This window comes from Pseudooceanicola profundus (assembly GCF_054919315.1).
This window is the reverse complement of the sequence record NZ_CM142898.1, coordinates 2,721,523-2,735,533: the sequence shown is the minus strand read 5'-3', so window position 1 is coordinate 2,735,533 and position 14,011 is coordinate 2,721,523. Positions and strand designations below refer to the sequence as shown.

General features: G+C 70.0%; 14 protein-coding genes and 1 tRNA gene. 10 read left to right on the top strand and 5 right to left on the bottom strand.

Annotated elements, in window-relative coordinates:
• Positions 1 to 16: 16 nt before the first annotated feature.
• The 3 genes from ACX9MO_RS12580 to ACX9MO_RS12570 form a co-directional block, all read right to left on the bottom strand.
• Positions 17 to 667 carry a protein-L-isoaspartate O-methyltransferase family protein gene (locus ACX9MO_RS12580; protein ID WP_462212078.1) on the bottom strand — a complete coding sequence of 217 codons (651 nt, stop codon included), beginning with the start codon at positions 665 to 667 and terminating at the stop codon, positions 17 to 19.
• A 189-nt stretch (positions 668 to 856) separates the two neighbouring features.
• Complete coding sequence (locus tag ACX9MO_RS12575) at positions 857 to 2,908, bottom strand: glycosyltransferase (protein WP_462212077.1); 2,052 nt, start codon at positions 2,906 to 2,908, stop codon at positions 857 to 859.
• Positions 2,909 to 2,921: 13 nt separating this feature from the next.
• Entirely contained in the window at positions 2,922 to 4,220 is a 1,299-nt protein-coding gene (locus ACX9MO_RS12570) for an HlyD family efflux transporter periplasmic adaptor subunit (RefSeq protein WP_462212076.1), read from the bottom strand.
• A gap of 331 nt (positions 4,221 to 4,551) precedes the next feature.
• On the opposite strand from ACX9MO_RS12570, the gene ACX9MO_RS12565 reads away from it, so the two are divergent.
• Positions 4,552 to 4,625, top strand: a tRNA-Cys gene (locus ACX9MO_RS12565).
• A 94-nt stretch (positions 4,626 to 4,719) separates the two neighbouring features.
• On the opposite strand, the gene ACX9MO_RS12560 is transcribed toward ACX9MO_RS12565, so the two are convergent.
• Both ACX9MO_RS12560 and ACX9MO_RS12555 read right to left on the bottom strand, forming a co-directional pair.
• Positions 4,720 to 6,015 (bottom strand): RsmB/NOP family class I SAM-dependent RNA methyltransferase, encoded by a 1,296-nt coding sequence (locus ACX9MO_RS12560; protein WP_462212075.1) that lies wholly within the window; start codon positions 6,013 to 6,015, stop codon positions 4,720 to 4,722.
• Between the two features lie 198 nt (positions 6,016 to 6,213).
• On the bottom strand, positions 6,214 to 6,408 hold the full coding sequence (locus ACX9MO_RS12555; RefSeq protein ID WP_222489031.1) for a hypothetical protein: 195 nt from the start codon (positions 6,406 to 6,408) through the stop codon (positions 6,214 to 6,216).
• A 325-nt stretch (positions 6,409 to 6,733) separates the two neighbouring features.
• On the opposite strand from ACX9MO_RS12555, the gene atpD reads away from it, so the two are divergent.
• Genes atpD through ACX9MO_RS12510 form a run of 9 tightly spaced genes read left to right on the top strand, consistent with a single transcriptional unit; the run spans position 6,734 to position 13,566 of the window.
• Positions 6,734 to 8,161 carry a F0F1 ATP synthase subunit beta gene (atpD, locus tag ACX9MO_RS12550; RefSeq protein WP_462212074.1) on the top strand — a complete coding sequence of 476 codons (1,428 nt, stop codon included), beginning with the start codon at positions 6,734 to 6,736 and terminating at the stop codon, positions 8,159 to 8,161.
• On the top strand, positions 8,158 to 8,742 hold the full coding sequence (locus tag ACX9MO_RS12545) for a F0F1 ATP synthase subunit epsilon (RefSeq protein WP_462212073.1): 585 nt from the start codon (positions 8,158 to 8,160) through the stop codon (positions 8,740 to 8,742). Before atpD ends, ACX9MO_RS12545 begins: the two co-directional genes overlap by 4 nt.
• Positions 8,739 to 9,122 (top strand): AtpZ/AtpI family protein, encoded by a 384-nt coding sequence (locus tag ACX9MO_RS12540; RefSeq protein ID WP_462212072.1) that lies wholly within the window; start codon positions 8,739 to 8,741, stop codon positions 9,120 to 9,122. The genes ACX9MO_RS12545 and ACX9MO_RS12540 overlap by 4 nt, the downstream gene beginning before the upstream one ends.
• Positions 9,119 to 9,406 (top strand): N-ATPase subunit AtpR, encoded by a 288-nt coding sequence (locus tag ACX9MO_RS12535; RefSeq protein WP_261397882.1) that lies wholly within the window; start codon positions 9,119 to 9,121, stop codon positions 9,404 to 9,406. The genes ACX9MO_RS12540 and ACX9MO_RS12535 overlap by 4 nt, the downstream gene beginning before the upstream one ends.
• Positions 9,403 to 10,116 carry a F0F1 ATP synthase subunit A gene (locus ACX9MO_RS12530; RefSeq protein ID WP_462214454.1) on the top strand — a complete coding sequence of 238 codons (714 nt, stop codon included), beginning with the start codon at positions 9,403 to 9,405 and terminating at the stop codon, positions 10,114 to 10,116. Before ACX9MO_RS12535 ends, ACX9MO_RS12530 begins: the two co-directional genes overlap by 4 nt.
• A complete protein-coding gene (locus ACX9MO_RS12525; RefSeq protein WP_222489029.1) occupies positions 10,113 to 10,361 on the top strand; it encodes a F0F1 ATP synthase subunit C in 249 nt (82 codons plus the stop codon). Before ACX9MO_RS12530 ends, ACX9MO_RS12525 begins: the two co-directional genes overlap by 4 nt.
• 7 nt (positions 10,362 to 10,368) lie before the next feature.
• Positions 10,369 to 11,115, top strand: coding sequence for a F0F1 ATP synthase subunit B family protein (locus tag ACX9MO_RS12520; protein ID WP_462212071.1), 747 nt, complete (start codon positions 10,369 to 10,371; stop codon positions 11,113 to 11,115).
• Positions 11,105 to 12,721, top strand: a complete 1,617-nt coding sequence (locus tag ACX9MO_RS12515; RefSeq protein ID WP_462212070.1) for a F0F1 ATP synthase subunit alpha — start codon at positions 11,105 to 11,107, stop codon at positions 12,719 to 12,721. Before ACX9MO_RS12520 ends, ACX9MO_RS12515 begins: the two co-directional genes overlap by 11 nt.
• Positions 12,718 to 13,566, top strand: coding sequence for a F0F1 ATP synthase subunit gamma (locus ACX9MO_RS12510; protein ID WP_462212069.1), 849 nt, complete (start codon positions 12,718 to 12,720; stop codon positions 13,564 to 13,566). The genes ACX9MO_RS12515 and ACX9MO_RS12510 overlap by 4 nt, the downstream gene beginning before the upstream one ends.
• Positions 13,567 to 14,011 lie beyond the last annotated feature (445 nt).

Here is a 14,011-nt window from a genome sequence, read left to right as displayed (position 1 = left end):
CGCGGGCTGTATTCACTTACAACGTGAAAGCTGCGTGACGCTCGAAGCCCGGCAGCACCGGCGCACCGGCGTTGAAGGCAAAGCGCCAGCTCATCTGTCCGTCGATCTTGTAACCCACCTTGACGGTGCCGAGCGCGCCTTCGGCGAAGAGCACGGCCATGCGGCCGCCTTCCTTCAGCTGATCGGTCAGCGCCTCAGGCAGCACCTCGACCGCGCCTTCCAGCACGATCACGTCGTAGGGGCCGTGTTCCGGCGCGCCGGCGGTCAGATCGCCCGCCTGAACCACCACGCTGTCCGCGCCGACGTCCGAGAGGGTCGCCTGCGCGTCGCCCAGCATCTCTTCGCTGTCCACGGCAATCACCGCTTCGGCGAGGCGCGACATGACGGCGGCGGAGTAGCCCTGCGCGCAGCCGAGGTCGAGCACCAGTTCATCGGGCTGGATGTCGAGCGCGTCGAGCATCTTGGCGAGGGTGCGGGGCTCCAGCATCACGCGCGAACCGCCGAGGTCGATATTGTCGCCAAGGTAGGCGGCCTCGCGTTTCTCGCCCGGCACGAAGGCCTCCCGCGGGATCGCGAGCATCGCGTCGATAATCGGGAACTTGGTCACATCCGCAGGGCGAACCTGTGCATCGACCATCATTGTGCGGCGGGCGGCGAAGTCGGTCATACTAAACTCGTGAGTTCGGAAAACTTGAGTGGGGTTTTGCCACAATTGCCTGCGCCCGGCAACGGCTGAGCGGGCGGTTTTTCCGACGCTGGGTCACGGGGGTCACGGTCTGCCCTGAAAATGGCCAAAAACAAGTGAATTGGCCCGTAAATCTTCACTTTCGGGAAAGGATCGCGGGGGTCCGACGCCTCAGCCTGCGGTTGCCTCCAGCAGCCATGCGGGCGGCTGCGGATGCGCCGTTGCGGGGGCCATGGGACGCGCACGCCGGGTGCGCAGGAAGGCGCGCGACACCATCCCGAGGCTCACGTTCAGCGCCCACCGGCTCGAAATGCGGTTCTCCAGCCCGGTGGTGAAGAGCTTGCGGATCAACTCGTCGCGCCGCGCCTCCGAGGTGATCTCGAAGGACAGGCGCAGCTCGGCATCCTCCTGACGCACGACACGGGCAGCGACCGGGCCGACGCCGGGGATTCGAAGCTCGACCCACCGCAGGTTGTGCCCGATCTTGTCCAGTTCCAGCAGCGTCACCCCCGCCGCCGAGAGAGAGAGCCAGTCGATCCGCGCGGCGACCGCATTGCTCGGACGGTTCCCGACCTTGCAGGGCATCTCGACGAAGAAGCGCTCCTCGCTGTGGGGCCGCCCGGTGGAGACTGCCACCACCTGCACGACCAGCAGCACCATCATCGCGTAGCCGGCCCAAAAGGCCATCAGCGGCAGCTGCTCCACGCTGTCGAGGATACGGGTGTTGATATTGGCGTTGAAGCTGAAGCCGAGTGCGGTCAACAGCATCAGGACAGCGGGCGCGAAAATCATCACCCGGTCGATTGCCCCGTCCGCCGCGGCGCTGCCCTTGGGCGTCACCTTGAAGGCATGGCCATGGGGCTGGATCAGCGTGGTGATCACGGTGGGCAGGATGCGCGGGGCCTGAAGCGCGGCGTGCACCGTGGAGGCCAGAGGGAAGAACCCCTCCGGCGCCACAAGACGCAGCGTTCCCAGCGTCGCGAGGATCACCGGAAGCTGGAAGTTCACCAACTCGCGCACCGGGATCATCGGCATCGGCGACCAGCCGGTCCAGAGACAGATTGCCGGGACGGTCAGCGTCGCCAGCACCATCATCGGCTGCAGCATCCAGTGCAGCGGCAGGAAGAACAGCCGGTGGTGCAGCGCCAGCCCGGGCCCGAGAGGCCCCTGCCGGAGGAAGAGGATCTGGATCGCCCCGCGCGCCCACCGCGCCCGCTGCACGTACATCGCCGAGAGCGACTCCGGCGCCAGCCCGATGGCGAGCCGTTCGTTCAGGTAGCGCGTGACGTAGCCCTTGCGCAGCAGCGCGAGGGTCAGCAGCATGTCCTCGGTGATGGAGCCGGAGGGCAGCCCGCCGCCCACCGCCTCGATCGCCGCGCGCCGGGTGATCGAGTTCGAGCCGCAGCAGAAGGCCGCATCCCAGCCGTCACGTCCGGCCATGATCGTCCCGAAGAAGAACCGCTGATCGTCCGGCAGCGTGTGGCGCATCCGCAGGTTCGTCTGCATCGGATCGGCGTTGTAGAAGGAGTGCGGGATCTGCACGATCCCCACCTTGGGATCCTCGAAGAGCCCCATGGCACGGTAGAGGAAGTTGTGCTGCGGAACGAAGTCCGCGTCCAGCACCATGAAATACTCGCCATCGGTGCGCTTGATCGCGGCGTTGATGTTGCCGGCCTTGGCATGGGCATTGTCGGCGCGGGTGAAGTAATCCGCCCCCTTGGCGGCGCAGAAATCGCGCAGCCAGTCCCGCTTGCCATCGTCGAGCACCACCACCCGCAACCGATCCGCCGGCCAGTCCAGCGCCAGCGCCCCGACGATGGTCTTCTCCAGCACCTCCAGCTCCTCGTTGTAGGTGGCGATGAAGACATCAACAGTCGGCAACTCTGCCGCAGGCGTCGCGCGCAGGCGCGCCTCGCCCGCGTCGGCGGCCGCGGAATTGTCACGTCGGCGCGAAAGCATGGCGAAGAGCAGCGCGGTATCAAACCAGATCACCATCTCGAGCGCGAAGAGCCCCCAGGCAAAGGCCGCCTCGCCCAGCGGGGTCCCCGCGACCGGCAAGGTCTCGGTCACGCGCCAGACGAGGTAGCGCAGGACCAGAAGGGCCACCGCCACCAGAAGCAGCGTCACCGCACCGTTGCGCAGGCCCGGCCCGCTGAGCCAGCGCCGCGGCACGGCCAGAAGCACCGCCGCGACCAGCGCGAGGGGGATCAGGTGTTCGGGCATTCCGGCCGCTCCGTCAGTTGGTGACGGGCGCGTCCGGCGCCCCGTCGCTGCGGCTGTCGAGGGCCACCGCCTCGGGGAAGAGGCCCGTCACGTCCTTCACGCGGTCGAGGATCCCGGCTACCAGCGTCTCGGACTTGCCGCGGAACCGCACCTCGGCGGACCGGCCCACATCGCAGAAGCCACGGGCCACGGTCACCTGCGACACATCCACCGCCGGCATCCGCACGATCACGCGCAGCCCTTCGCGGTTGTCGAGCCGCGGCTGTGCCGCCTGCATCTTCAGGTTCGGACGCGCGCCGCCGCCATAGACGGCGGAAATCTCGGCCTCGAAAGTCTCGTCGGAGCCCTTCAACTGCACCGACACCGGGGTGCCGGGCGTGATCGCCTCGAAGTAGCGCTCGGGCAGGATGAATTCGAGGAAGCGGCGCGAACAGTCCAGCATCTGGACCACCTGTTCCCCGGTGGCAACCGCGGCGGTCTTCTGCCCGGAGGATTCCCAGATCACGCCCTCGGCGGCCGCGACCGGGCGGAACCGCTCGTTGCGCAGCTTTTCGACCTGCAGGGCGTCGATCTCGCGCTTGAGCGCGGCCAGCCGCGTCTGACGCGACAGCAGCTGCGCATCGAGATCCGCATCCCGCACCGCCAGCTCGTCGATCCGGTAGTCCACCCGCTCGATATCATTGGTGGAGAGGTCGATGACGTCGCCCCCGGCGAGGTACTCGCGCTCGATCTCCATCCGCGAGATCACCGCCTGCTGACGGGCCAGCGCCGCCCGGGCCTCGGCCAGATCGGCCAGGGCCTCGATCACGTCGCTCTCGGCGATGTTCCCACGCTCCTGCAGCCGTTCGGCCCGGTTGGCAATCGCCTCGGCCCGGCTCACGGCACTCTCGGCGCTCGCCACATCCGCCTGCGCCTCCTGCAGGCGCACCTCGTACCAGGCGACCCGCGCCTCGATCTGCGACACGCGGCGCGCCTCAAGGTCCTCCGAGAGCACGCGCAGCCGGTTCCTCTGCATCTGCAGGGCCATGATTTCGCCCGAAATCGTCTCCACCTCGCTGTTGAGCGCCCGGACGCCGCTGCTCTGATTCCGGTCTTCCCGGAGTTCGACGATCACGTCGCCCTTCCGGACCGCGCGTGCGGGGCCGAGGCTGGGCATGTCGACCACACCGTCGAAGGGCGCATTCACCGAAACCAGTGGTGCGTTCACGATGGCATTGGTGGAGATGTAGTCCGTCAGGTGAGGCACGACGGCAGTCGCGACAGAGGCGACGAGCACGGCGGCGGCGGACACTCTCAAGACGGTCAGGGGCATGGCGGTTTCTCCGCGGCTGAGGATACGCTGGTCAGGGGTTTCAGACTGCCGGGTCGGGCCGCAGCCCTCGGCACGCCGTTGTGCCCCCGTCGAAACCGAAGCTAGCGCCCAATCGGGGCGAAATTATGGTTTGGAAACGAATTGTTCACGCTTCTCCACAGGCTGGCGTTCCGGCAGAGGTCCGGCCCTACCGAGCCCCCCGGCCGCCCCACCCCGGGCCCTCCTTCGCGCGCGCCCACCGCTCGCAGACATCCGCCCTGCCCCACGTCACGCATCGAGCCTCTTGCACCCACGTCCACCTTCGGCTAAACGCCGAGCACACACCACGGATGGCGAGTTGGCGGAGTGGTGACGCAGCGGATTGCAAATCCGTGTACACCGGTTCGATTCCGGTACTCGCCTCCAATATGACGCCGACCCCACTCTGTCGGGCTCGGTGCATCTGCTCACAGTTTCCCGAACACTAACGCCCGTCTCGCGGACCGTTACGCGTCCGCCATCAGCCGCGCTGCAGGACCGCCGCGAAGAAACCGTCCGTCCCGTGGCGCGCGGGCGTCAGGGACAGGTAGCTGTCATGGGCCGATCCGGTGACCTGTGGCGCGACTTCCCGCAGCGGCACCACGCGAAACTCGGGATGCGCTGCGAGGAAGGTCGAAACGCAGTCCTCGTTCTCTTCCGTCAACATCGAGCAAGTGGCGTAGACGAGCCGGCCACCGGGTTTCACCAGGCGGGCGGCGCTGGTCAGGATACGGCCCTGCAGCGCCACGAGAGTCGCTAGCCCCTGATCGTCCTCGGGGCGCCAGCGGGCATCGGGGTTGCGGCGCCATGTGCCGGTGCCGCTGCAGGGCGCATCGACCAGAACGCGATCGAAACTGACCTTGTGGCGCTTGACCCAGCGGTCCGTCTCGCTGGCCAGCAGGCGGGTTTCGGCATTGTGCACCCCGGCGCGGCGGAACCGCTCGGAGGCACGCTTGAGTCGGCCCTCGTTGACGTCGCAGGCGATAATCCGGCCCTTGTTGGCCATCTGGGCCGCGATGGCGAGGGTCTTGCCCCCGGCCCCGGCACAGAAGTCGACCACGCGGTCGCCCGGGCCGGCGCCGACCAGCAGCGCCACCAGTTGCGACCCTTCATCCTGGATCTCGAGCTCGCCGCTCTTCAGCGGAGCCAGCCGCCCCAGCGACAGGCGCTGGTTGAGCCGGATCCCCTGCGGCGCCAGTTCCGAAGGCGCGGCCGGCAGGTCGAGCGTCTTCAGCGCGCGCAGCATGACCGGGCGGGTCGCCTTGAGCGTATTGACCCGCAGGTCGAGCGCGGGCTGCGTCAGCAGGGCGGCCATCTCGACACCGAAATCCGCACCGAACCGGCGGCGCAACGGTTCGACCGCCCAGCCCGGGCATTCGACGCGCACCTCTTCGGGCATGTCGGGATGCTCGATCTCGCTGCCCTGTAGCTTGACCAGAAGCGTCTGCTCGGCACGGGTCAGGGGCGCGGGCGCATGGGCCCCGCCGGAGCAGAGGCGCTTCACCTGTTCGGGGCTTCGGCCCTCTGCCAGGGCCAGCCAGGCCAGAAGGCGGTTGCGCGACGTATCCTCGCGCCCGTGCCGGTCCAGCCACCAGGCCAGCCGTGCCCGATGCCGCATGAGGGCATAGAGGCGGTCGAGGATGGCCCCCCGGTCGTCATCGTCCATCTTGCGACGGCCGCGGACCCAGGCGGAGATCACGGCATCCGCCGGGCGGGCGAGGCGATCGATGTCGCTCAGGAGGTCGAGGGTGTCGAGAAGGCGGGCAGCAGGGGTCACGGGCAGACAATCGGGCTGAAGGGTTGCAGCTGCGACCGGGGCGGCACGCCTGGCCACGGCCTGCCCCTTGGGGCCAGCCACCAGAGGCCCCGCGGCCACGGGGCGTGTTTACTCAGAGCCCCCGTCTTTGGAAACCGGGATTTTCCGGCGCGCAGCGGGGCGAGGTCGCCCGCCCGCGGACCGCACCGGTGCCTGCGCTCACCAGTAGGGGTGATAATACTCGCCCGCGCGAACCCCGACATAGAGCGGCCCGCAGCTCTGGCCGATGTTCAGGCCGGTGCGCACACCGCCGGTGCCCAGACCGATGTTGAGATTTGCATTCGGGCGCGGATTGCAGCGTTCGCAGCCGGCCAGTGCCGTGCCCGCAAGGGCAAGAACAATGAAAAGACGCATGGGGTTACTTCCCTCGCTGGGGACAAAAGGAGCTTTGGACAACGGGAGCAGCCTAGGCTGGGCGGCCCCGGTGAAGCAAGGCTCTCAGGCGCGAGGGCCGGAGAAGGCGGCCCTCGCGGCGCGCAGGTCCGCTGCGCTCTGCCCGTCCCACCCCGATACCCCAAAGCGATCCCCCTGCCTGATCCGGCAGCAGCGCTTGCGCCGCGCCGGATCGGCACGCAACGTCCCGCCTTCCCTTGCGGCACTTTGATCTGGATCCTGTTCCGGCCCGGGGGGCAGAGTAGTCTCGACGGGTCGGCATCTGGCAGGAGCGGGACAGGATTACATGGAAAGCACAGCACAGGAGGGCGCCCGGGTCGTGGCCATCCGGGGAGCGGTGCTCGACATCGCCTTCCCGCCCGGTACCCTGCCCCCGATCAACGACGCGGTGGAGATCGAGACCGCCGCAGGCCCCAGCTTCATGGCCGAGGTGCAGGCCCACCTCGACAGCCGCACGGCCCGCGCCATCGCCCTGCGCCCCACCAACGGGTTGCGTCGGGGTGCCGCGGTGCGGGCGCTCGGCGGTCCGGTCGTGGTGCCGGTGGGCGATGCCGTCCTCGGCCGTCTGCTCGACATCACGGGCACCGTGGGCGACACCGGCGCCCCCCTGCCCGAGGACACGCCGCGCCGCCCAATCCACGCGGCACCGCCTCCGCTCTCCGCCCAGTCGGGCGGGCATGAGATCTTCCGCACCGGCATCAAGGTCGTGGACCTGCTGGCGCCGCTCTCGCAGGGCGGCAAGGCGGCGATGTTCGGGGGCGCCGGCGTGGGCAAGACCGTACTGGTGATGGAGCTGATCCACGCCATGGTGGCGCGCTACGAGGGGATTTCCGTCTTCTGCGGCGTGGGCGAACGCTCCCGCGAGGGGCACGAGATGCTCTCGGACATGACCGGCGCCGGGGTGCTGGACCGGACCGTGCTGGTCTACGGCCAGATGAACGAACCGCCGGGCGCCCGCTGGCGGGTCCCGATGACCGCCCTCGCCATCGCGGAACACTTCCGGGACGAGCAGCAGCGCAACGTCCTGCTGCTGATGGACAACGTCTTTCGCTTCGTGCAGGCCGGGGCCGAGGTCTCGGGGCTACTGGGCCGCATGGCCAGCCGCGTGGGCTATCAGCCGACACTGGCGACCGAGGTGGCCGAACTGCAGGAGCGGATCGCCGGGCGCGGCAACGCGGCAATCACCGCGATCCAGGCGGTCTATGTGCCCGCGGACGATTTCACCGATCCCGCCGTGACCACCATCGCTTCCCACGTGGACAGCACCGTGGTGCTCAGCCGCGCCATGGCGGCCGACGGCATGTATCCCGCCGTCGATCCGATCGCCTCCACCTCCATCCTGCTGGACCCCGCCGTCATGGGCGAGGACCATGTGGCCGTCGCCAACCAGGTGCGGCGCACGATCGAACACTACCGCGAGTTGCAGGACGTGATCTCGCTCCTCGGGGTCGAGGAGCTGGGCCGCGAGGACCGGCAGGCCGTGGCCCGGGCCCGCCGCCTGCAGCGGTTCCTGACCCAGCCCTTCGCCGTGACCGAGGCCTTCACCGGGATCGAGGGCCGCTCGGTCTCGATCGCCGACACGATCGCGGGCTGCAAGGCGATCCTCGCCGGCGAGGCGGACGACTGGGAGGAGAGCTCGCTTTACATGATCGGCACCTTCGAGGAGGCGCGCGCCAAGGAAGCTGCGGCGCGCGACCAGCAGGCGGTCGCATGAGCCGGGTGCTGCACCTGCGGATCACCACGCCGATGGCGGTGCTCGTGGACAGCACCACGGTCCGCGGGCTGCGCGCCGAGGACGAGAGCGGCGCCTTCGGCATCCTGCCCGGGCACGAGGACTACCTGACCGCCCTGCCCGCCTCCGTCCTGCGGTGGCACGAGGCCGGGGGGGCGACACGCTACTGCGCCCTGCGCGCGGGCGTGCTGACCGTGACACAGGGGAGCCTCTCGCCGGCCTCCGCGACGGAGGGGCGCCTGACGGAGGGGCCCGTGACGCAGGGGACCATCGCAGAGGGGGCCGTGGCAGAGGGCACACTGCCGGGAGGGACCGTGACAGTGGGAACCGTGGTGTCCGTCTCCTGCCGCGAGGGCATCCTCGGCGACAATCTGGACGACCTCGTGGCGCGGATCGCCGCCTTCCGCAGGCAGGAGACCGACGCGGACCGCAGTGCCCGGATCGAACAGGCCCGGCTCCACTCCCGCGCCGTGCGCCAGATCATCCGCTACCTCCGCCCGGACCGGCCCGGCGCCTTCGACCATCCGCCACAGGTGTCGGGCGGCAGCGGGGGGCACCGATGACCCCGCCGTCCGGAGATCGCCCCGAGGACACGCCCGGCGCGCCGGAGGCCACCCCGTCCCCCTCCGGGCAGGATGCGCCACCGCCCCTCGCGAACCCCTACACCCCGCAGACCGACACCGACCGCACCGCCGGGGCGGCCCGCCGATCCGCCGAACGGGAGCAGATGGCCCGCGACGCCCCCGAACCCTCGGTCGGCAGCCGGCTGGGGCAGATCGGCATCCTCGGCTGGGCCATCGTGACGCCGATCCTCCTGGGCGTCGTGCTGGGCCGGCTGGCGGACCGGACCTTCGACACCGGCGTGTTCTTCACCGCGCCGGCGATCTTCATCGGCGCAGCCATCGGCCTGCATGCCGCCTGGAAATGGATGCACCAGCAATGACCAGCCTCCTCGCCGCCCATCCGGTGCCAGCCGCCATCGCGGCACTCGTCGCGGGGCTGCTGCTCGGGCTCGTGCATTTCGGCACCCTGCGCCGGGTGACCGAGCTCTACCTCTCGGGCGGTGCGCTCTGGCGGCCACTCGCGCTGCAGCTGGCGCGCCTCGCGGTGCTGGCGGCGGCCCTTGTCCTCTGCGCCCTCGCAGGCGCCCTGCCCCTGCTGGCAGGCGCGCTCGGCCTGCTGCTCGGTCGGGCCATCGTCCTGCGCCGCACCCGCGAGGCCCGCTGATGGACTCCCCGCTCAGCCTCGACACGCTCTTCCACCTCGGCCCGGTCGGGATCACCGCGCCGGTGGTGGTGACATGGGCCATCATGGCCGGGCTGGGGCTGCTCAGCTTCCTCTCCACCCGCAGGCTCTCGCTCAGGCCGGGGCGCACCCAAACCGTGCTGGAACTCTTCGTCACCGTGATCGACGATCAGGTCCGCGACACGATGCAACGCGATCCCGCGCCCTACCGCGCCCTGATCGGCACGATCTTCGCCTACGTCCTCGTCGCGAACTGGAGCGCCCTGCTGCCCGGGATCGAACCGCCCACCGCGCATCTGGAAACCGATGCGGCGCTCGCGGTCATCGTGCTGGCCGCGACCATCTTCTACGGCATACGCGGGCGCGGGCTGAAGGGCTACCTCGGCACCTTCGCGGAGCCGTCCTGGGTGATGATCCCGCTCAACCTGATCGAGCAGATCACCCGCAGCTTCTCCCTCGTCGTGCGCCTCTTCGGCAATGTCATGAGCGGCGTCTTCGTGGTCGGCATCGTGCTGTCGCTGGCCGGGCTCTTCGTCCCGATCCCGCTGATGGCGCTCGACCTGCTGACCGGTGCCGTTCAGGCCTACATCTTCGCGGTGCTGGCCACCGTCTTCATCGGCGCGGCGGCGGGCGAGGATGCCCCGCAAGCGCCCCCCTCCTCCCAGACCGACAAGAAGGACCCCCAGCCATGACCGACAACCTGATCGAAGTCGTCTCGATCCTCGCGGCGGCGCTCGCCGTCAGCTTCGGCGCCATCGGCCCCGCCCTCGCCGAGGGCCGCGCCGTGGCCGCCGCCATGGATGCCATCGCCCGCCAGCCCGAAGCGGCGGGCACCCTCAGCCGGACGCTCTTCGTCGGCCTCGCGATGATCGAGACGATGGCGATCTACACGCTCGTGATCGCGCTGCTGGTGCTTTTCGCCAACCCCTTCGTCTGATCGCGCCATGAGCTTCGACTGGTGGACCTTCGCCCTGCAGACCGTGAACGCGCTGGTGCTCATCTGGCTGCTGGCGCGGTTCCTGTTCCGCCCGGTGAGCCGCATCCTCGCGGAGCGGCAGGCCGCCGCCCATGTCGCCCTCGACGAGGCCGAGGCCGCCCGGGATGCCGCCACCCGGGCCCTCGCGGAGGCGCAGGAGGTGCGCGACGCCACCGCCGCCGATCGTGCCGCACGGATCGCGGCCGCGCAGGAGGAGGCCGCGCGGCAGAAGCAGGCCCTGCTGGCCGCAGCGGAGGCCGAGGCGCGTGCCGCCCGCACCCGGGCCGAGGCCGACCTCGCCCGCAGGCGCGCGCAGGAGGCGCATCACTGGCACGCCGAGGCCGGGGATCTGGCCGTGGAGATGGCCGCCCGCCTGCTGTCGCGCCTGCCCGGCGGGGTGCACTCCGCCGCCTTCCTCGACGGGCTGATCAGCGCGCTGGACGACCTGCCCGGGCCAAGCCGCGCCCGCATCGGCACCGAGGGTCCGGTGATCCTGCGCGCCGCGCAGCCGCTGAGCGAACCGGAAGAGGCCGAGGCCCGCGCCCGGCTCACTACCGCACTGGGGCGCCCGGTCGAGCTGCGCGTCGAGACCGACCCCGCCCTCGTGGCCGGGCTCGAACTGCACACCCCCCACGCCATTGTCCGCAACACCTTCCGCGCCGATCTAGACCGGATCGCGGCGGGACTCGCCGAGGAAAACGCCCATGAGCAGTGATCAGGACAGCGCCGCAGGCTGGCGCGACCGCAGCCGCGCCGCCGTGGCACAGGCCCGGCTCGCCCCCGAGGCGCTCTCGGTCGGGCGGGTCGAGCGGGTGGCAGACGGTATCGCGCAGGTCTCGGGCCTGCCGGACGTGGCGCTTGGCGCACTGCTGCGCTTCGAGGGCGGGCAGATGGGCTTTGCCCACAGCCTCGGGGCCGAGGAGATCGACGCCGTGATCTGCGACGCCGCCTCCGCCATCGAGGCGGGCGCACGGGTGATCGACACCGGCGGCGTGCTGGAGGTCCCGGTGGGCGAGGCGCTGCTGGGCCGGGTGATCGACCCGCTGGGCCGCCCGCTGGACAGCGGCCCTGCCCCCGACACCCGCGAGACCCTGCCGGTCGAACGCCCGGCGCCCACGATCATCGACCGCGACGAGGTGACCGAACCGGTGGAGACCGGCGTGCTGGTGGTGGACAGCCTCTTCTCCCTCGGACGCGGGCAGCGCGAACTCATCGTCGGCGACCGCGCCACGGGCAAGACCGCGCTCGCGGTGGATGCCATCGTCAACCAGCGCGACACCGACGTGATCTGCGTCTACGTCGCCGTGGGCCAGCCCGCCTCGGCGGTGCAGCGGGTGATCGAGGCCGTGCGCAGCCACGGCGCCATCGAGCGGTGCATCTTCGTCGTCGGCAGCGCCGCGGCCAGCCCCGGCCTGCAATGGATCGCGCCCTTCGCGGGCATGTCCATCGCCGAGCATTTCCGCGACCGGGGCCAGCACGCGCTGATCGTCATCGACGACCTGACCCGCCATGCCGCCACGCACCGGGAACTGGCGCTGCTGACCCGTGAGCCCCCGGGCCGCGAGGCCTATCCGGGCGATATCTTCTACCTCCACGCGCGGCTTCTGGAACGCGCCGCCAAGCTGTCGCAGGCGCGGGGCGGCGGTTCCCTCACCGCGCTGCCGATCGCCGAGACCGATGCCGGCAACCTCTCGGCCTATATCCCGACCAACCTGATCTCGATCACCGACGGGCAGATCGTGCTGGACACCAGCCTCTTCGCCGCCAACCACCGGCCCGCCGTGGACGTGGGCCTCTCGGTCAGCCGCGTCGGCGGCAAGGCGCAATGGCCCGCGCTGCGTCAGGTCTCCGGCCGGGTCCGGCTCGACTATGCGCAGTTCCAGGAATTGGAGATGTTCACCCGGTTCGGCGGCGTCACCAACGCCCGGGTGCAGAAGCAGATCGCGCAGGGCGAACGCATCCGGGCGCTGCTGACGCAGGCGCGCTTTGCCGGCATGACGATGGTCGAACAGGTCGCCCTGCTGGCGGCCCATGCAGACGGGGCGCTCGACAGCGTGACACCGGCGCAGATCCCCGCGCTGCGGGCCCGCCTGCGCCGCTGGCTCGACGGCCATGCCGAAGACGCCGTGACCGCCCTGCGCAAGACCGGCCAACTGCCGCCCGAGACCCGCAAGGCCCTGACGGAGGCCGTCGCCGCCCTCGTCCGGGACATGGCGCGCGACAGGGCCGGGGACAGGACTGCGGATACGACAGGGGCCCCCGCCGAGGACAGCGCCAGCGCTGGTACGGAGGCCGGGGCCGACACCGGAGCCGCGCCGTGACCGGCCGCCTCTCGGAGGTCGAGGCCCGGATCAGCACCGTGCACAAACTGGGGTCCGTGATCGGCGCCATGCGCGGCATCGCCACCGCCCGGGTGCAGGACGCCAACCAGCACGTGACGGCGATCCGGGCCTATGCCCAGACCATCGGCGACGCCATCGCGGAAGCCATGGCCCTGCTGCCCGACCCCGGGCGCGATGGGCAGGGTGCGGCGCCGGCCAGCCACCACGCGGTGATCCTGTTGACCGCCGAGCAGGGATTTGCCGGGACCTACAACGAGCAGGTCTTCGACGCCGCGGCCCCGCTATTGGAGGGCACACCCGACCTGTTCCTCGTGGGCGATCGCGGGGCGCTTGTCGCCGCGGAACGCCACCATGCGCTGCATTGGACCGACACGATGATCGCCCATCCCGCGCAGGCCGTCTCACTGGTAACCGGCCTGACCGATGCGCTCTTCGCCATGCTCGCCGAGGCCGAGACCCCGCGCGTCAGCGTCGTCCATGCCACGCCCGTGGGCGCGGGCAGTTTCGAGGTCATCACCAAGCGTCTCGTGCCCTTCGACTACGCCCGCTTCCCCCGTGCGCCCCACGGCGCCGCGCCGCGCCTCACCCTGCCCGCCGAGCAACTGCTGGCCCGGCTGGTCGAGGAGTACATCGTTGCCGAACTGGTCGAGGCGGTAATGCTGGCCTTCGCCGCCGAGAACGTCGCGCGGATGCACGCGATGATCGCCGCCCATGACAATGTCACCCAGACCCTCGACAGCCTCGTGGCCCAGTCCCGTCGCCTGCGACAGGAAGAGATCACCGAAGAGATCGTGGAGCTTGCCGCCGGGCACCGACAGGGTTGAACCGCGTCGCTGACACGCTCGGCCGACGCGCCCCGCCACCGCGAGACCCCGCCGTCACTTTCCGTCTCGGCTCCCGGCCCTCTCCCTGACCGGGTCGCCCGTTTACCTGACTTGCGCGACGGCATCTCTCCTGAAATCCTCGCTGAACCTGATGCGACCTATCATGGCCTCCTAGCCCTAAAATCAGCAAAGGAGGCGTCCAGCATACACGGGGCAACGCAAACCTCTGTCGCATTGCAGCCTCCCTCTCCCCTATCCTGGCCCTCCTTCCACCAAAGCTCTCGCGTTCTCAGTCCTCAGTCCTCAGTCCTCAGTCCTCAGTCCTCAGTCCTCAGTCCTCAGTCCTCAGTCCTCAGTGAAGGAACGCGCGTCGCACGAACCGTTCAATAGTTCTTTGACCTCAGGCACGATGCACATGCACCGTCCGACTGCTTGCGCGGCCCCC